Raw genomic sequence first — 17,651 nt, 5'->3', positions numbered from 1 at the left:
GTATCTGTTTTGTTGTGTTGCACCATAAGCCGAATTTATTCGCAAAAATTTATCTTTACTCGCATCCGTATGCAAGTTTAGTCGGGATTTTTCCCGCAACCGGGGTTCTGCCGGGGCATCAGGAGAGGGGGGCGAGTCGTCCGGCGAGCCACAGGGCGAGCGGCAGCGTGAACAGGGAGAGCCCCGTTTCCACGGTCAGGATGGCCGCGGTCAGCCGGTAGTCGCTGCCCAGCTGGCGGGCGAGAATGTAGGCGGAGGTGGCCCCGGGCAGGGCGCTGAACAGCACGACCACGCCCGCGGCCAAGGCGTCGAGGCCGATCCACAACGAGATGCCCAGTGACAGCAGCGGGAACAGCAGCAGCTTCAGGGCGGAGGCGGTGATCAGGGCCGGCAGGGAGCCCGGGGTGCCGCGCAGTTCGAGTCCCGCCCCCACCGCCAGGAGGCCGAGCGGGAGGGCGGCGCGGGCGAGGATGGCGAGGCTCTCGTCCACCATGACGGGCAGGCGCAGACCGGCGAAATTCAACCCCAGCCCCACCAGGCAGGCCAGGATGAGGGGATTGCGCGCCACCGCCCCCGCGACCCGTCCCCAGTGGGCTTCGATGGCGGGATTGCAGCGCGACAGGACCGCCACGCAGAGAACGTTGATGAGGGGGATCAGGACCGCGATGGCGAGCCCCGCCAGGGTCACGCCCCGGGCGCCGTACAGTCCCGCGGCGGCGGCCAGGCCCAGGTAGGTATTGAAGCGCACGCTGCCCTGGAACAGCGCCCCGACGCCGCCCCCGTCGAGCCGCAGCAGGCGGCCCCCGACGAGCGCCGCGACGGCGGTCGCCAGCAGGCCGCCCAGCAGCGCCGCGGCCATGGTCCCGATCGGCAGCTCGGCGAAGGGCGCCGCGGCGAGGCTGCGCACCAGCAGCGCCGGAAACAGCACATAGTAGGTCAGCCGCTCCGCGGGCCGCCAGAAGGCATCACCGGGAAAATCCCAGCGCCGCATCCCCCACCCCGCCAGGATGAGCAGAAACACCGGCACCAGCGCCGTCAGCAGCGTCGGCATCTTGGGGAGGACCTCGGGTTGTCAGGAGGAAAATAAGCAAGATTTCACCACGAAGGCACGAAGGACACGAAGAGAAAGGCTGTTTATACGCAGATTACGCAGATTTACGCAGATGTATTGCCGATTGATGGATTGCCACCCGACAATCACGGCCGCGGTGCAGAACGACCGACCGCAGGCCCCACCGATTCCATATGGAGCCTGACTCACCGGTGCGCCAGCCTCACAGTACAGCTCAATCTGCGTTAATCAGCGTAATCTGCGGTTCATGTGCCTTTCGCTTTTCTTCGTGTCCTTCGTGCCTTCGTGGTGAAAATCACCCGCTGGTGTGCATCTCCTCGATGCGGATGCGCCACTCGGCGGGGCCGGTCTGGTGCACCGATTCGCCGCGGCTGTCCACGGCCACGGTGACGGGCATGTCCTGCACCTCGAACTCGTAGATGGCCTCCATGCCGAGATCCTCGAAGGCCACCACCCGGGCGGCGCGGATGGCCTTGGAGACCAGGTAGGCGGCCCCGCCCACGGCCATCAGGTAGACCGCCCGGTGTTTCCTGATGGCCTCGATGGCCACCGGCCCGCGTTCGGCCTTGCCCACCATGCCGAGCAGCCCGGTCCGCGCCAGCATCATCTCGGTGAACTTGTCCATGCGGGTGGAGGTGGTGGGACCGGCGGGGCCCACCACCTCGTCGCCCACGGGGTCCACCGGACCCACGTAGTAGATGAAGCGGTTGCGGAAGTCGACCCCCTCCGGCAGCCCCTCGCCCCGGGCGAAGAGATCATTGATGCGCTTGTGGGCGGCATCGCGCCCGGTGAGCAGCTTGCCGTTGAGCAGCAGGGTCTCGCCCGGCTTCCAGGCCGCCGCCTCCTCCGGGGTGACCGTGTCCAGGTTCACCCGGCGCACGTTCCGTCCCACCTCCCAGGTGACCGCCGGCCAGTCCTCCAGGCGCGGCACCGGCAACTCCGCCACGCCGCTACCGTCCAGCTGGAAGTGCACGTGGCGGGTGGCGGCGCAATTCGGGATCAGCGCCACCGGCAGGGAGGCGGCATGGGTGGGGTAGTCGCGGATCTTCACGTCCAGCACGGTGGTCAGCCCGCCGAGCCCCTGGGCGCCGATGCCCAGCGCATTCACCTTGTCGGCGATCTCCAGGCGCAGCTCCTCGATGCGGTTGGCAGGTCCCCGCTCGCGCAGCTCGTGCAGGTCCACCGGCTCCATGAGCGCCTCCTTGGCCAGCAGCATCGACTTCTCGGCGGTACCGCCGATGCCGATGCCGAGGATGCCCGGCGGGCACCAGCCGGCGCCCATGGTGGGCACCGTCTTCACCACCCAGTCCACCAGGCTGTCGCTGGGGTTGAGGATGGCGAACTTGGACTTGTTCTCCGAACCGCCGCCCTTGGCCGCCAGGATCACCTCCACCCGGTCGCCCGGCACCACCTCCGTGTAGACGATGGCCGGGGTGTTGTCGCGGGTGTTGCGGCGCTCGCCGGCCGGGTCTGCCACCACCGAGGCGCGCAGCGGATTGGCGGGATTGGTGTAGGCGCGGCGCACCCCCTCGTCCACCATCTCCTGCAGGCCCTGGTCACTCTCCCAGCGCACGTCCATGCCCACCTTCACGAAGGCCACCACGATGCCGGTGTCCTGGCAGATGGGCCGGTGTCCCTCGGCGGACATGCGCGAGTTGACCAGGATCTGGGCGATGGCGTCGCGCGCCGCCGGCGAGCGCTCCCGCTCCCAGGCCGCGCCCATGGCGCGGATGAAATCGAGGGGATGATAGTAGGAGATGTACTGCAGGGCATCGGCGACGCTGTGGATGAAGTCCGCCTTCTTGATCACCGTCATGGGGCGCTCCTGATCAGCGGCCGCCCCCCTGCGGGACCGGCCGTCAACTGACAAAACCTATTGTCCGACTGGTAGCTTGGGCAACACCGCGACGCGGGGGTTCAACCGCCCACGATGGCCAGCAGGACGCCCGCGGCCACCGCCGAGCCGATGACACCGGCCACGTTGGGACCCATGGCGTGCATCAGCAGGAAGTTGTGGTGATCGGCCTCCAGCCCCACCTTGTTCACCACCCGGGCGGCCATGGGCACCGCGGAGACGCCGGCGGCGCCGATGAGGGGGTTCACCTTGCCCCCCGAGAGACGGTGCATGAGCTTGCCCATGAGCAGGCCGGCGGCGGTTCCCACCGAGAAGGCCAGCGCCCCGAGCACCAGGATGCCCAGCGTCTCGACGGAGAGGAACTTGTGGGCGTCGAGCTTCGAGCCCACGGCCAGGCCGAGGAAGATGGTGACGATGTTGATGAGCTCGTTCTGGGCGGTCCGGGAGAGCCGGTCCACCACCCCGCACTCGCGCAGCAGGTTGCCGAAGGTGAGCATTCCCACCAGTGGCACCGCCGCGGGCAGGAACAGCACCGTCATCAGCAGCACGATGAGGGGAAAGATGATCTTCTCCAGCTTCGACACCGGCCGCAGCTGCTGCATGACCACCTTGCGCTCGGCCTCGGTGGTGAGCGCCCGCATGATGGGCGGCTGGATGATGGGCACCAGGGCCATGTAGCTGTAGGCAGCCACGGCGATGGCGCCGAGCAGGTCCGGGGCCAGCCGCGAGGCGAGGAAGATGGCCGTGGGGCCGTCGGCGCCGCCGATGATGCCGATGGCGGCGGCGTCGGCCAGGCTGAAGTCGAAGCCGGGCACCATGTTTAGCGCCAGCGCGCCCAGCAGGGTCAGGAAGATGCCGAACTGGGCCGCCGCCCCCAGCATCAGCGTCTTGGGATTGGCGATGAGCGCCCCGAAATCGGTCAGCGCCCCCACCCCCATGAAGATGAGCAGCGGAAAGACGCCGGTCTCGATGCCCACCGCGTAGATGTAGTGCAGTAGGCCATCCGGGCCGGCCAGGCCGGCGACCGGGATGTTGGTGAGCACCGCGCCGAAGCCGATGGGCACCAGCAGCAGGGGCTCGAACTTCCGGGCGATGGCGAGATAGAGCAGCAGCCCGCCCACGGCGATCATGAGCAGCTGGCCCCACTCGAAGTTGGCCAGGCCGGTGGAGAGCCAGAGTTGCTTCAGACCGTTCTCCATGACCGGCGCCTCAGGCCAGGAGCAGGAGGGCGTCGCCCACCTGCACCGCGTCGCCTTCCTTCACGCTGATTTCGGTCACGGTGCCGGCGCGGGGAGCGCGGACCTCGGTCTCCATCTTCATGGCCTCCATGATCACCACCACCTCGCCGGCGGCGACCGCCTGGCCGGGCCGGGCCATCAGCTTGAAGATGGTGCCGGCCAGGGGCGCGGCCACCGGCAGCGCGCTGCCGGCCGGAACCGCACCGGCTGCCGCGGGGACGGGTGAAGCGGCCGCCGCGCCGGGAACCACCCCCGTCACCTCGCCCCCCGGGGCCACCGTCACGTCATAGGTGGTGCCGTTGACGGTGATGGCGTAGCGCTCCGGCCCGGCCGGTGCCGTGGTTGCGGCAGCCGGCAGCGGGGCCGGTTCGGGCTCGCTCCCCGGCGCCGGTTCGAACGCCGAGGGGTTGGCACGGTTCTCCAGGAACTTGAGACCCACCTGGGGGAAGAGCGCGTAGATGAGGACATCGTCCACCACCGCTTCGGCCAGATCGATGCCCTTCTCCGTGGCCAGCCCTTCCAGCTCGCCGGTCAGCCGATCCAGCTCCGGTTCGATGAGATCGGCGGGGCGGCAGGTAATCGGCTCACCGCCCTCCAGCACCCGGGTCCGAAGCTCACTGTTCACCGGGGCGGGCGTGGCGCCGTATTCCCCCTTCAGGACGCCGGCCGTCTCCTTGGTGATGGACTTGTAGCGCTCGCCGGTGAGCACGTTGAGCACCGCCTGGGACCCCACGATCTGGGAGGTGGGGGTCACCAGGGGGATGAAGCCGAGGTCCTCGCGCACCCGGGGGATCTCCTTCAGCACCTCGTCGATGCGATCGGAGGCATTCTGCTCGCGGAGCTGGTTTTCCATGTTGGTGAGCATGCCGCCGGGCACCTGGGCCACCAGGATCCGCGAATCCACCCCCTTCAGGCTGCCCTCGAACTTCGCGTACTTCTTGCGCACCTCGCGGAAGTAGGCGGCGATCTCCTCCAGCAGCTTCAGGTCGAGCCCCGTGTCGCGCTCCGTACCCTGGAGGATGGAGACCACCGATTCGGTGGCGGAATGGCCATAGGTCATGCTCATGGAGGAGATGGCCGTGTCCACCATGTCGATGCCCGCCTCCGCCGCCTTGACGATGGCGGCGGTGCTCAGGCCGGTGGTGGCGTGGCACTGCATGGCGATGGGTATCGAGACGCTCTCCTTCAGGCGCGTGACGAGTTCCTCGGCCACGTAGGGGCGCAGCAGGCCGGCCATGTCCTTGATGCAGATGGAGTGGCACCCCATCTCCTCGAGGCGCCGGCCCATCTCCACCCACATGTCCACCGTGTGGACCGGGCTCACCGTGTAGGACATGGTGCCCTGGGCATGCCTGCCGACCCGGATCGCGGCCTTGACCGCGGTCTCGAGATTGCGCAGGTCGTTCATGGCATCGAAGATGCGGAACACATCCACGCCGTTCTCCGCCGCCCGTTCCACGAAGCGCTCCACCACGTCATCGGCGTAATGCCGGTAACCCAGGAGGTTCTGCCCCCGCAGGAGCATCTGCTGCCGGGTATTGGGCATGGCCGCCTTCAGCCGCCGCAGCCGTTCCCAGGGATCCTCGCCCAGGTAGCGGATGCAGGCATCGAAGGTCGCGCCCCCCCAGGTCTCCAGCGACCAGTAGCCGACCTGGTCGAGCCTGGCGGCGATGGGCAGCATGTCCTCGATGCGCATCCGGGTCGCCAGGAGCGACTGGTGGGCGTCACGCAGGACCACGTCGGTGATGGCGAGCGGGTTGGTCATCGGCGGTGAGTCTCCTCGGGTTGGCGGTGTGCCTGCTCGGGGCGGATTGGCTCAGCGGGGAGTGTGACGGCGGGAACGGAAACGGTGCACGGCGGTGCTGATCACCGCCATCAGTTCGGTATTCCCCTGCGCCGTGGACGCGGAGGGTGCCGGGCCGGCGCCCGGGGAGGGCTGCGGCTGGCGCGCCTCGAACCGCTGGATGAGCCGGGAAACACCGTGAACGGTGAAGACCAGCAGGCCCAGCAGGATGAAGACCACCCCCATGCCCATGATCATCAGTTCCAGCCCGGACCAAAGCAACTCGGATACCGGCATCGTTGACTCCTGGTTTCCTGCAGCGCTGCCTCCCGGCCGGACGCCTCCCACCCCTGTACCTGGCGCAGGGATCTGTCGGGAGTTGAACCGAGGTTTCGGGACGGCGGGCGATGATTATTCGGCCCGATGCGCTTATAAGTTTGTTTTATTGTAACCCACCTAATCTACCCCACATTTGCGGCAATGCGCAAACGCCGCTTCCGGCCCTGCCGCGGCATGGCCGACCCTGAATCGCGACCCGGCGCAGGGCGCCGGGCGCGAGGACACCAAGTCCACGATGTTCCTGGTTTACCGGCCCGCTGGCCGGTCGACGGCAGGCCCCGGCGCCCTGGCGCCGGGGCCATCGTTGCTGCCTGCAACCGGCCGGCTCCAGCCGCCGGCACGGGTACCGATAGGATACACTGGGCCCATGCAACAGACCGAACAGTCCCCCACCCTGCCCCGGGTGCCGGAGGAGACGGCGCCGCCACGGGGCAGCACTCTTTACTACGCATTGCGCTTCTCACCGCCCGAGGCGCGGCCGTGGCTGCATCAGCTGCACCGGCTGGGCCGGGAGGTGCAGGAGATTCCCGGCATGGTCAGCGAACCGGGCATTGCCCGGCTCAAGCTGCAGTGGTGGGAAGAGGAGCTTGAACGCCTGTTCGCCGGGACGCCTCGCCACCCCCTGACCCGCGCCCTACTGCCCGCGGTGGAACAGTGGTCGCTGCCGCGGGAGGAGTTCCAGGGCCTCGTCATGGCCACCCGGGATGAGCTCGACCGGGGCGGCTATCCCGACTTCCCGCTGCAGCTGGAGAACGCCCTGCAGGGTTCCGGCTCCCTGGCCCGGCTGCTGGCGCGGACCCTTGGCTGCCGCGAACCGGCGACACTCGCGGCCGCGGGGCGGCTCGGCGCCGTGGATCAGCTCGGCCGGCAGCTACGTGACGCCATGCCGCGCGCCCGCGCCGGCCGCCTGCCCCTCCCGGCCGAGACCCTCCAGGCCGCCGGCGCGAACGCGGAGGACCTGGTCCATGGGCGGCCCACCCCGGCCCTGCGCCTGGCCCTGGGCCGCCAGGCCGGGCGCATCCGCAGCCTGCACACCGGGACCCTGGAGTCCCTGGCACCGGAGTCGCGATCGGCTCTGACACACCTGCGCGTACTCACGGCCCTGCGCCTGGCGCTGGTGGACACCCTGGAGCAGGACGAATTCAGGGACCTCGGCTGCCGGGTCAGCCTGACGCCCCTGCGCAAGCTCTGGATTGCCTGGCGCAGCGCACGATAATTCGCATTCCCGCAGACGCACCTTCGCGGTAGGCTATCCACTTTTTCCGGCGCGGCGACTACCCTCGACCGCAAGCACGATGGACAACCACATGCTCGACTACAAACCTTCCGCAAACCTTCTCCGGGATCGGGTCATCCTCGTCACCGGCGCCGGCACCGGCATCGGTCGTGCCGTCGCCCTGGCCGCCGCCGCCCACGGCGCCACGCTGGTCCTGCTGGGCCGCAGCCAGGCCCGCCTGGAGCAGGCCTATGACGCCATCGAGGCGGCCGGGCACCCGCGGCCGGCGCTGGTGCCGCTGAACCTGGAAACGGCCACCGTGAAGGACTACGAGGAACTCGCCGCCACCCTGGACCAGGAGTTCGGACGCCTCGACGGGCTGCTGCACAACGCCGGCATCCTGGGCCGGCTCGCCCCCATCGATCACTACGACCCCGAAACCTGGCTCAAGGTCTGCCAGGTCAACCTGAACGCCCCGTTCCTCCTCACCCGCGCCTGCCTGCCGCTGCTGCGTCGTCCGGAACAGGCCTCGGTCCTGTTCACCAGCGCCGAGGTGGGTCGGCAGGGTCGTGCGTACTGGGGGGCCTACGCGGCTTCGCTGGCGGGCGTGGAGGGGCTGGTCGAAGTGCTGGCCGACGAGCTGGAGAATACGGCAATCCGGGTCAACAGCATCGATCCGGGCCCGGTGCGCACCGGTCTGCGGGAGGAGGCCTACCCGGCGGAGGACCCGACCCATCTGCCGTTGCCGGAGTCCATCGTCGGTCCCTATCTCTACCTGCTGGGGCCGGACGGACACGGGGTGCACGGCCAGAGGCTCCGCGCCCAGCGGGAGACCCGGACCGGCGGCTGATGCGCCCGCGGGGCCGGCTGTCGGCCAACCCTGAACCGGCGCCCTCGCCACAGAGTATCCCGGGAAGACCGAATCCGGGCGTGCCCGCCGGTGCTCCCTGCGGCCGCGGTGACGGGCTGGTGGATGGGCGGGGCTAGTCGAGGCGGACGGCGAACACTTCGTCCAGCGAAGTGCGCCCTTCCCGGGCCAGGTTGAGGGCGCACTGGGTCAGCGGGACCATTCCCTGGCTGACCGCCATCTCCTTGATCTCCTGGACCGGACGCTCGTGGTTGATGAGGTCGACAATCTCGGGAGAGACGGTCAGCAGCTCATAGACCATGCTCCGTCCGCGGTAGCCGGAGCCGTTGCAGTTGCTGCAGCCCTTGCCGGTATAGAACACCTCGGACTCATCCACCCCCAGGGAGGCGCGGATGAGCGGGTCCACCTCCGCCTCGGTCCTGCAGTCCGGGCAGATCAGGCGCACCAGCCGCTGGGCCATGACGCCCATGATCACCGCGCTCACCAGGTAGGGCTCGATACCCATGTCGATGAGGCGGGTGATGGTGCTGACCGCGTCGTTGGTGTGGAGGGTACTGACCACCAGGTGGCCGGTGAGCGCCGCCTTGTTGGCGATGCGGGCGGTCTCGAGATCGCGGATCTCCCCCACCATGATGACGTCGGGATCGTGGCGCAGGAAATGGCGCAGCGCCTCGGCGAAGGTATACCCGGCGGCCAGGTGGACCTGCACCTGCTCCACCCCCTCCATGTCGTACTCCACCGGGTCCTCCACGGTGAGGATGTGGGGCTCGCGCCGCTTCACCTCGTTGAGAATCGCGTACAGGGTGGTGGATTTGCCGGATCCCGTGGGCCCGGTGACCAGGAACATGCCGTAGCTGCGCACCATCATCTGGCGCAGGATGCCGAGGTCCCGGGGCGTGAACCCCACCTCGTCCAGCGGCCGCAGCCCGACCCCCTTGTCCAGGATGCGGATGACCACGCTCTCCCCCATGATGGTGGGGATGATGGAGATGCGCAGGTCGATGGTGCGTCCCTGGTGGACCATGCGGGCATGGCCGTCCTGGGGCAGCCGGCGCTCGGCGATGTTCATCTGCCCGGTGATCTTGATGCGGCTGACCACGGCCGGCAGCAGGGTCTTGTGCAGGGAGCGGATGAGCTGCAACCTCCCGTCCACGCGGTAGAAGACGTTCACCCGGGACTTCTCCGGGCGGATGTTCACGTCCGAGGCCCTGGCGCTGATGGCCTGGAGAATGATGGCGTTGACCAGCCGGACCACCGGCTTCTTCTGCGCCTCGCGCTCCATCAGCTGGGTGGACTCCTCCCCCCGGGCGGGACCGACCGGCCCCACCAGGTTGAGGTCCTCCAGCGCCTCGGTTTCGTCGAACTGGGCATAGAGCCGCTGCTGGAGCCGGGAGATGTCCGGCGCGGCGGCCATCACCACCTCGATATTGAGGTTGGTGTTGAAGCGGATGACCTCCACCGCCTCCCAGTCCATGGGGTTCTCCATGGCCACCACCAGGCGTCCGTCCACCTCGGCGATGGGGATCACCCGGTACTGGAACGCGAGGTCGGCGGGCAGCCGCAGGGCCACGTTCTCGGGCACCTCGAACTTCTCCAGGTCGACGTAGGGAATGCCGAACTTCTGGGCCAGGGCCCAGTGCACGTCCTCCCGGGAGACCATGCCCATTTCCACCAGGATGGAGCCGAGATGGCGGCCCGGCTCCATGCGCTGCCGCTCCAGCGCCGAGCGCAACTGGGACAGGTTCAGCAGTCCCTGGTCGATGAGGATGTCACCCAGTTGCAGTTCGGGGGCCCTCCGCACCTGGCGCAGGGCGTTGAAGAGCGACTCGAGGCTGGTGATGGCCGAGGTCTTGGGAGTACGGCTGGTGGCGTTCTGGGTAGGCTGCTGCATGCTCCTCACCGGTCTCGTTCAGGACACCATTGACCCCGGGCCGGGATAGGGCCGAACCGGATGACTCTCCATGTTCGCCTCGATTGCTCCAGGCTCGGCGTTCACCTGAGTTAAGCACACTACCCCAAACCCTGGCAAAGCCGTGCCGGGCACTCCACGGGGTAACCGGTTCAATGGGTACGCCGCGGCAATCGGGCCAAACCGTCCGGGCCTCGAGACACCGGGCCTCATGCTCTGCGCGGCCGATCCAAGGCGCAGCGCCGATGGATGATTTCGCCCCGGACCCCGCCGGCCAGGCGCGATGCGGGGTGCGCCTTTGCCCGGGCCGGGCTCGGGGATTCATACCCGGCACTATCCGGGCTAGGCCCGAAAGCCGTCAAGAGGTATTCTCATCGAAAGCGGAAGTGCTGGTCCTGGGCGTGGGCGGCGGTGCTGTCCGGCACCGCGACGGTGAAACGGAGGGGGGGGAACGGCAGCGTCATGAACGAGATTGTGCAGCTTGATACCCTGCTGGATGCGGGTCATCGCTTCATCCTGTTCGAGGAGACCGACGTCGGCGCTCTGCTCGAGTTGTTCGAGCACCTGGACCGCAGCACCGGCAAGGCCAGCTACCAGTGGCTCCCGGAGCAGGGTCTGCGGCGTCTCACCGCCGAATTCATTCCCATCCCGGAGACGTCCCGGCTCAGTGACGCCCTCGACTACATCCACGACCGCAGGCAGTACGGCGTATTCCTGCTGCCCGAGCTCGGGAAGGAGCTGAAGCAGCCCGACATCGTGAAGCGGATAGAGGCCATCGCCACCAACGAAACGGAGCCCCGCCGGGTCCTCGTCCTCTATGGCGGCAATCTCCACCTGCCCAACCGCCTGCGGGGACTGGCCGTCCAGATATCCCGGGCCGCCCTCACCAGCGGCGCCTGACCGCCGCAACGGGCGGACGTGAACCCGGGGTCGTCCCGGCCGGGATGTGCCCCGCGCCGGAGCGCAGGGTTCGCGGGCTCACTCAGTCCGCCTTTTTCTTCGCGAGCCTTGCGCCTTCGCGGGAGTCCCCCCCTCCCCGACTGATGCTCCCGTCGGACAGCGCAGACGCAGGCAACACTCTCCGCACAGCGGCCGCGGACGGCAGACGGCCTTGGCATGCGCCACCAGCAGGGCGTGGTACTCCCCGAGCAGGCCGGGATCCGCGGGCAGGCCGGACTCCATCGACCGCCTCAGCGGCTCGTATCCCTCGTCGCCCCGCGCCAGCCCCAGCCGACCCAGGATCCGCCGGGTATAGGCGTCGATGACGAATACCGGCTGACCGAAGGCGTAGAGCAGGATGTCGTCGGCGGTTTCCGGACCCACCCCCCTGACCGAGAGCAGCGCCTCCCGCAGCTGCGGGAGGGGCAACCGGGCGAGCGCCGTGAAGCCGCCCGAGTCGAGAAACCAGCGGCAGAGTCCCTGCAGGCGGGCGGCCTTGACGTTGTGGGTGCCCGCCGATCGAATCCAGGCCGCCAGCCGATCCGGCGACGCCGCCGCGATGGCCCCGGGGTTCAGGGCCCCGGCGGCGCGCAGGCCCTCCAGGGCCCGCTCCACGTTGCGCCACGCCGTGTTCTGGGTGAGCACCGCGCCCACCAGCACCTCGAAGGGACCGTCTCCCGGCCACCAGTGCTGCGGACCGTAGGCGGCCAGGAGCCGGTCGTACAGCTCCCCCAGGGTGGGTGCGGTGGATGGGGACGCTCCGGGTGGAACGGGTCCGGCCCCGGGTTCAGCGCCGCCGCACATGCTGCCCGCGGGCGGGACCGGTGCGGCGCCTGGGGGTGCGGGGCGGCGCGGCCGGTGCTTCCGCGGCCATGCCGATCTGGGCCCGCAGGGCGGCCACCGCCGGGGCGTCCAGCTCCTCCCAACGCCCGGGGCGCAGGCGCGGCGGCAGTTTCAAGGCGCCGTAACGCACGCGGATGAGACGGCTGACGGTCGCACCCACCGCCTCCCAGAGGCGCCTGACCTCGCGCTTGCGCCCCTCGGTCAGAACCACGTGGTACCAGCGGTTGGCGCCGCTGCCGCCGGCCTCCATGAGGCGTTCGAAACGGGCGCTGCCGTCCTCCAGCTCCACCCCCTGCACCAGTTGCTGCAGCGCCTCCGGGCCCGGCAGGCCGAGCACCCGCACCGCGTACTCGCGCTCGAGCCCGGTGGAGGGGTGCATCATGCGGTTGGCCAGCGTCCCGTCGTTGGTCAACAGCAGCAGGCCGCTGGTATTGACGTCCAGCCGCCCGACGCTGATCCAGCGCCCGATGCCCAGCCGGGGGAGGCGATCAAAAACCGTGGGCCGGCCATCCGGGTCGGAACGGCTGCAGACCTCGCCTTCGGGCTTGTGGTAGATGAGCACCCGGGTCCGGTCCTCCTGCCGCTGCCGGAGCGATACCGGTTGACCGTCCACCCGTATGTCGGCCTCGTCCCCCACCCGGTCACCCAACCGGGCCGGGCTGCCGTCGACCGTGACCCGGCCGGCCTCGATCCAGGTCTCCATCTGGCGCCGGGATCCGAATCCGGCCCGCGCCAGGACCTTCTGCAGCTTCTCGCTCATGCCTCACCCCGCCGCGGGAAGCCCTGGTCTTCCACCGGATCCTGCTCATCCCCGCCGCCCGGCTCGTCCGTCCCGGCCGGCTCGAACACTTCCGCGGTAGAGTCCTCCTCAACGCCGGTGGCTTCCCCTTCATCCCCACCCGGCGTCTCCGCTGCCTCCGCCCCCTCCCTTCCCGGCTCCGGGGGCGCGACGGACGCCCAGACCTCCCCACCGCCCTCCGGCTCCTCCCGGCGCGGCGCCTCCTCCTCGTCCCCGAGGTCGTCGGCCCCGGCTGCCATCGGCGGCTCGCCGGACAACGGCAGCTCGAGCTCCGCGCTGATCACATCGAGATCCCGGATCGCCGCCAGGGGCGGCAGCTCCTCGAGACTCTTGAGGTTGAAGTAGTCGAGGAACTGGCGGGTGGTGGCATACATGGCCGGCCGGCCGGGAACATCCCGGTGACCGACCACCCGGACCCATTCGCGCTCCAGCAGGGTCTTGACGATATTGGAACTGACGCTCACGCCGCGGATCTCCTCGATCTCGGCGCGGGTGATGGGCTGGCGATAGGCGATGAGCGCCAGGGTCTCGAGCAGGGCCCGGGAGTAGCGCGGCGGGCGATCCTCCCACAGCCGCGTGACCCACGGCGCGTAGTCGCGCCGCACCTGGTAGCGCCAACCGCTGGCCACCTCCCTGAGCTCGACGCCGCGGCCCGCGCAATCCGCGGCCAGCGCATCCAGCACCTCGCGCAGCAGCTTGCGCTCCGGCTGTTCCGCCTCGTCGAACAGGGCCAGCAGGTGATCCAGGCTGAGGGGACGATCCGCGGCGAGCAGCGCCGCCTCCAGGATCGGCTTGAGCTGGTCTCCGGTCATGAGCGCGCCCCCACCACCTTCACATGAATGGGTCCGAAGGCATCGGTCTGAATCATCTCGATGAGCGACTCCTTGATGAGCTCGAGAATGGCCAGGAAGGTGACCACCACCCCCATTCGTCCCTCCTCGAGGGTGAACAGGGAGGAGAAATCGGCGAACTGGTCGCTGTTCAGCCGCTCCAGCACGATCGACATCCGCTCGCGCACGGACAGGGCCTCGCGCTGGATGTGGTGGCTGGTGAACATCTCGGCACGGTGGAGCACCTCCCGGAACGCGAGCAGCAGCTCGCGCATGTCCACATCGGGGTGCCGCCGCGCCGACTCGTAGACCGGCGGCTCGGCCACCACGGTCCAGGTGTCGCGGCCCAGCCGCGGCATCTCGTCGATGTCCTCCCCCGCCTTCTTGTAGCGCTCGTACTCCTGCAGCCGGCGCACCAGCTCGGCGCGGGGATCCTCGCCCTCCTCCTCGCTCTCCGCCGGGCGCGGGAGGAGCATGCGCGACTTGATCTCCGCCAGCACGGCCGCCATCACCAGGTACTCCGCCGCCAGCTCCAGGCGCATTCCCTGCATCAGCTCCACGTACTGCAGGTACTGGTGGGTGACCGCGGCGATGGGTATGTTGAGGATGTCCAGGTTCTGCCGCTTGATGAGGTAGAGCAGCAGATCCAGGGGGCCCTCGAAGGCCTCCAGGAACACTTCCAGCGCATCCGGGGGGATGTAGAGGTCCTGGGGCAGCTTGATCACGGGCGTCCCCTGCACGATGGCGAAGGGCATCTCCTCCTGCTGCGCCTGCTGACCCGGCACCTCGCTCATGGCTTACCCACCCCGAAGGTCCTGTAAAGGTCCTATTGAACCACGAACAACACGAAGGACACGAAAGAAGACTTGATGCTTTGATTATCCACAGATTACACGGATTACACCGATTGACCCGGAGTATGGGGCCGGCCCGCAGCCACATACTCCATCCCTGAGCGACCGCCGTACCGGGAACCAGCGCGTTCCGCAACTGATCGCCTCGGGATGAGAAGACACGACTCCAGACTTAATGTTGTTTCTGCGTAATCTGCGTAATCTGCGGATAGATCGCGCTTTTTCTATCGATAAGCCAGCCCCATGGCGGCCCGGACCTCCTCGATGGTGGCGCGGGCCACGTCGCGGGCCGCCTCGCAACCCTCGGCCACCAGGTTGCGGACCAGCTTGGGATCGGCCTCGAACTCGCGCGCCCGCTCGGCGATGGGCGCCTGCTCGGCGAGCACCGCGTCGATGACGGGCCGCTTGCAGTCCAGGCAGCCGATACCGGCGGTGGTGCAGCCCTCGCGCACCCAGGCACGGGTGGCGTCGTCGGTGTAGATCTCGTGGAACTGCCACACCGGGCACTTGTCCGGGTCGCCGGGATCGGTGCGCCGTACCCGCGCCGGGTCGGTGGGCATGGTGCGCAGCTTCTGCTCCACCGCCTGCGGGTCCTCGCGCAGGGCGATGGTGTTGCCGTAGGACTTGGACATCTTCTGCCCGTCCAGGCCCGGCATCTTGGAGGCCCTGGTGAGCAGCGGCTGGGGCTCGGGCAGGATGATGCGCCCGCCCCCCTCGAGGTAGCCGAACAGCCGCTCCCGGTCGCCCAGGGTGATGTTCTGCTGGCTCTCCAGCAGGGCGTGGGCGCGTTCCAGCGCCTCCTGGTCGCCCTGCTCCTGGTAGCGTCGGCGCAGCTCGCGGTAGAGCTTGGCGTTCTTCTTGCCCATCTTGGCGCTGGCCGCCTCGGCCTTCTCCTCGAAGCCGGGCTCGCGGCCGTAGAGATGGTTGAAGCGGCGGGCCAGTTCGCGGGTCACCTCGAGATGGGAGATCTGGTCCTCGCCCACCGGCACCAGACCGGCCTTGTACATGAGGATGTCGGAGCTCATGAGCACCGGGTAGCCGAGAAAGCCGTAGGTGGCCAGGTCCCGATCCTTGAGCTTCTCCTGCTGGTCCTTGTAGGTGGGAACCCGTTCCAGCCAGCCCAGCGGCGTGATCATGGAGAGCAGGAGATGCAGCTCGGCGTGCTCGGGTATCCGGGACTGGATGAAGATCCTCGCCGAGCCGGGGTTGATGCCCGCCGCCAGCCAGTCGATGACCATGTCCCAGACGTTCTTCTCGATGACCTCCGGCTCCTCGTAGTGGGTGGTCAGCGCATGCCAGTCGGCCACGAAGAGGAAGCAGTCGAACTCGTGCTGGAGCTTGACCCAGTTCTTGAGCACACCATGGTAGTGGCCGAGGTGCAGCCGTCCGGTGGGGCGCATGCCCGAGAGCACGCGCTGGTGCTGGGTGGGTACGTTGGTCACGACGGTTTCCAAGCCAGGATCTCCAAATTCAGTTGACAAGGGCGGACAGGAGGCGGAAGAAGTCCCCCGCGGGCAGGCCGGAGATGACCCCCAGCCCCATCTGCAGCGCGGAGATGACGGGCCATATCACGATGCCGAGCACTCCCGACACCAGCAGCAGGAGGACGACAAGGATGCCGTAGGGCTCGAGCCGGGACAGCTTCCAGGCCCAGGGGCCCGGCAACAGGCTCATGGCCACGCGCCCACCGTCCAGCGGTGGTATCGGCACCAGGTTCAGCACCATCAGGATGGTGTTGATGAACACCCCCGCCACTCCCATGAACACCAGCGGGCGGGCCACCCCCGGCGACATTTCGATGGTCCACAGCCCCACGTGGATGATGAACGCCCACAGCACCGCCATGAGCAGGTTCGCCAGGGGGCCGGCCGCCGCGACCCAGGCCATGTCGCGCCGCGGGTTGCGCAGGTTCTCCATCGTGACGGGAACGGGCTTGGCCCAGCCGAACAGGACGCCGCTGCCCAGCAGCAGCAGTATGCCCGGCACCAGGATGGTGCCCACCGGATCGATGTGCTTCAGCGGATTGAGCGTCAGCCGGCCCAGCATCTCGGCGGTGGGATCGCCCAACCGCCGGGCCATCCAGCCGTGCGCCGCTTCGTGCAGCGTGATGGCGAAGAGCACGGGCAACACCCATACCGCGAACAGTTGAACCGAATTGAAATCAGGCATCAGGGGATTATAACCGCAGTACGGATGCCGGCCGCGGCGGCTGCGGACGGCTCATTGGACGGTAAACAACGAGGGATCGCCGCGCCCGACCCGCACCACCTGGGGAACATCCTCGGTGAGGTCCACCACGGTGGTGGGCTCCATGTCACAGGGTCCGCCGTCGATGATGAGATCGAGCTGGTGGCCGACGCGCTCCCGTATCTCCTCCGGGTCGGTCTGCGGCCGATCGGAACCGGGCAGGATCAGGGTGGAGCTCATGATGGGCTCGCCCAGCGCCTCGAGCAGGGCCCGGACGATGGCGTTGTCCGGCACCCGCAGGCCGATGGTCTTGCGCTTGGGGTGCTGCAGCCGGCGCGGCACTTCACCGGTGGCGCGCAGGATGAAGGTGTAGGGACCAGGCGTGAAGGCCTTGAGCAGGCGGAATGCCGTGTTGTCCACCCGGGCATAGAGGGCCAGCTCGGAGAGATCGCGGCAGACCAGGGTGAAGTTGTGCTCCTTGTCCACCTGGCGGATGCGGCGCATCTTCTCCATGGCGCCCTTGTCGCCGATGTGGCAGCCGAGGGCGTAGCTGGAATCGGTGGGATAGGCAATCACACCGCCGTTGTTGATGATGGCGACCGCCTGGTTGATCAGGCGCGCCTGGGGGTTCATCGGGTGGATCTGGAAATACTGGCTCATGACGGCTTCGGCGCGGCGGCCGGCTACGGTTCCAGGAAAGGGAGGAATTCTAACCCAAAGCCCGCCGCGCGTCTGTCCCCGCCTGCCTCGCCACCGCCTGCCGGGACATCCTGCACACTGTTCCGGGTGGAATACTCAGCAAGGCGATAAAGACTTCAAAAGAGCGCGGATTCAACTCACTAGTGCAACCGGTGGGTTGATCCCGAAAAATACCTGGTTCGGCGTTTTCATTCCAAGGCATTTGCGGGGGCGGTTGTTC

General features: G+C 68.3%; 15 protein-coding genes and 1 pseudogene. 3 read left to right on the top strand and 13 right to left on the bottom strand.

Annotation, left to right across the window (positions count from 1 at the left end; translation table 11 throughout):
* Positions 1-118: 118 nt before the first annotated feature.
* From DFQ59_RS17970 to DFQ59_RS17950, 5 genes are all read right to left on the bottom strand, one after another.
* Positions 119-1,051 carry an AEC family transporter gene (locus DFQ59_RS17970; protein ID WP_114281119.1) on the bottom strand — a complete coding sequence of 311 codons (933 nt, stop codon included), beginning with the start codon at positions 1,049-1,051 and terminating at the stop codon, positions 119-121.
* Positions 1,052-1,367: 316 nt separating this feature from the next.
* Positions 1,368-2,888: a fumarate hydratase gene (locus DFQ59_RS17965; RefSeq protein ID WP_114281118.1), complete on the bottom strand. Its 1,521-nt coding sequence runs from the start codon at positions 2,886-2,888 to the stop codon at positions 1,368-1,370.
* A gap of 101 nt (positions 2,889-2,989) precedes the next feature.
* On the bottom strand, positions 2,990-4,126 hold the full coding sequence (locus DFQ59_RS17960; protein WP_114281117.1) for a sodium ion-translocating decarboxylase subunit beta: 1,137 nt from the start codon (positions 4,124-4,126) through the stop codon (positions 2,990-2,992).
* Between the two features lie 10 nt (positions 4,127-4,136).
* Positions 4,137-5,930, bottom strand: coding sequence for a sodium-extruding oxaloacetate decarboxylase subunit alpha (gene oadA / locus DFQ59_RS17955; RefSeq protein ID WP_114281116.1), 1,794 nt, complete (start codon positions 5,928-5,930; stop codon positions 4,137-4,139).
* Positions 5,931-5,981: 51 nt separating this feature from the next.
* Positions 5,982-6,245 carry an OadG family protein gene (locus DFQ59_RS17950; protein WP_114281115.1) on the bottom strand — a complete coding sequence of 88 codons (264 nt, stop codon included), beginning with the start codon at positions 6,243-6,245 and terminating at the stop codon, positions 5,982-5,984.
* A gap of 409 nt (positions 6,246-6,654) precedes the next feature.
* Between DFQ59_RS17950 and DFQ59_RS17945 the strand changes: the two genes are divergently transcribed.
* The gene (locus tag DFQ59_RS17945) at positions 6,655-7,503 is read left to right on the top strand and encodes a squalene/phytoene synthase family protein (protein WP_170142215.1); all 849 of its coding nucleotides are present in this window, start codon (positions 6,655-6,657) and stop codon (positions 7,501-7,503) included.
* Between the two features lie 91 nt (positions 7,504-7,594).
* A complete protein-coding gene (locus DFQ59_RS17940; protein ID WP_114281162.1) occupies positions 7,595-8,353 on the top strand; it encodes a YciK family oxidoreductase in 759 nt (252 codons plus the stop codon).
* Between the two features lie 133 nt (positions 8,354-8,486).
* Here the strand turns inward: DFQ59_RS17940 and DFQ59_RS17935 are convergent, their stop codons facing one another.
* The gene (locus DFQ59_RS17935; protein ID WP_114281113.1) at positions 8,487-10,262 is read right to left on the bottom strand and encodes a GspE/PulE family protein; all 1,776 of its coding nucleotides are present in this window, start codon (positions 10,260-10,262) and stop codon (positions 8,487-8,489) included.
* Between the two features lie 480 nt (positions 10,263-10,742).
* Between DFQ59_RS17935 and DFQ59_RS17930 the strand changes: the two genes are divergently transcribed.
* Positions 10,743-11,180: a hypothetical protein gene (locus tag DFQ59_RS17930; protein WP_114281112.1), complete on the top strand. Its 438-nt coding sequence runs from the start codon at positions 10,743-10,745 to the stop codon at positions 11,178-11,180.
* Between the two features lie 78 nt (positions 11,181-11,258).
* On the opposite strand, the gene DFQ59_RS17925 is transcribed toward DFQ59_RS17930, so the two are convergent.
* The 7 genes and pseudogenes from DFQ59_RS17925 to DFQ59_RS17895 all read right to left on the bottom strand — a co-directional run bounded on the left by DFQ59_RS17925 (position 11,259) and on the right by DFQ59_RS17895 (position 17,392).
* Positions 11,259-12,023: an endonuclease III domain-containing protein gene (locus tag DFQ59_RS17925; protein WP_114281111.1), complete on the bottom strand. Its 765-nt coding sequence runs from the start codon at positions 12,021-12,023 to the stop codon at positions 11,259-11,261.
* Positions 12,007-12,822, bottom strand: coding sequence for a 23S rRNA pseudouridine(2605) synthase RluB (rluB, locus tag DFQ59_RS17920; protein ID WP_114281110.1), 816 nt, complete (start codon positions 12,820-12,822; stop codon positions 12,007-12,009). Before rluB ends, DFQ59_RS17925 begins: the two co-directional genes overlap by 17 nt.
* 236 nt (positions 12,823-13,058) lie before the next feature.
* A pseudogene (gene scpB / locus DFQ59_RS20355) lies at positions 13,059-13,673 on the bottom strand (SMC-Scp complex subunit ScpB); the annotation flags it as partial.
* Positions 13,670-14,485, bottom strand: a complete 816-nt coding sequence (locus DFQ59_RS17910; protein WP_114281108.1) for a segregation and condensation protein A — start codon at positions 14,483-14,485, stop codon at positions 13,670-13,672. The gene DFQ59_RS17910 and the pseudogene scpB, both read right to left, overlap by 4 nt.
* 284 nt (positions 14,486-14,769) lie before the next feature.
* A complete protein-coding gene (locus DFQ59_RS17905) occupies positions 14,770-15,999 on the bottom strand; it encodes a tryptophan--tRNA ligase (protein WP_425451047.1) in 1,230 nt (409 codons plus the stop codon).
* Positions 16,000-16,015: 16 nt separating this feature from the next.
* Entirely contained in the window at positions 16,016-16,714 is a 699-nt protein-coding gene (locus DFQ59_RS17900; protein WP_114281107.1) for a site-2 protease family protein, read from the bottom strand.
* Between the two features lie 51 nt (positions 16,715-16,765).
* On the bottom strand, positions 16,766-17,392 hold the full coding sequence (locus DFQ59_RS17895) for an L-threonylcarbamoyladenylate synthase (RefSeq protein ID WP_114281106.1): 627 nt from the start codon (positions 17,390-17,392) through the stop codon (positions 16,766-16,768).
* Between the last annotated feature and the right edge of the window lie 259 nt (positions 17,393-17,651).

This window comes from Thioalbus denitrificans (assembly GCF_003337735.1).
Classification (GTDB): domain Bacteria; phylum Pseudomonadota; class Gammaproteobacteria; order DSM-26407; family DSM-26407; genus Thioalbus; species Thioalbus denitrificans.
Note: the sequence above shows the minus strand (reverse complement) of the source record. Positions and strands in the feature narration are given on the sequence as shown.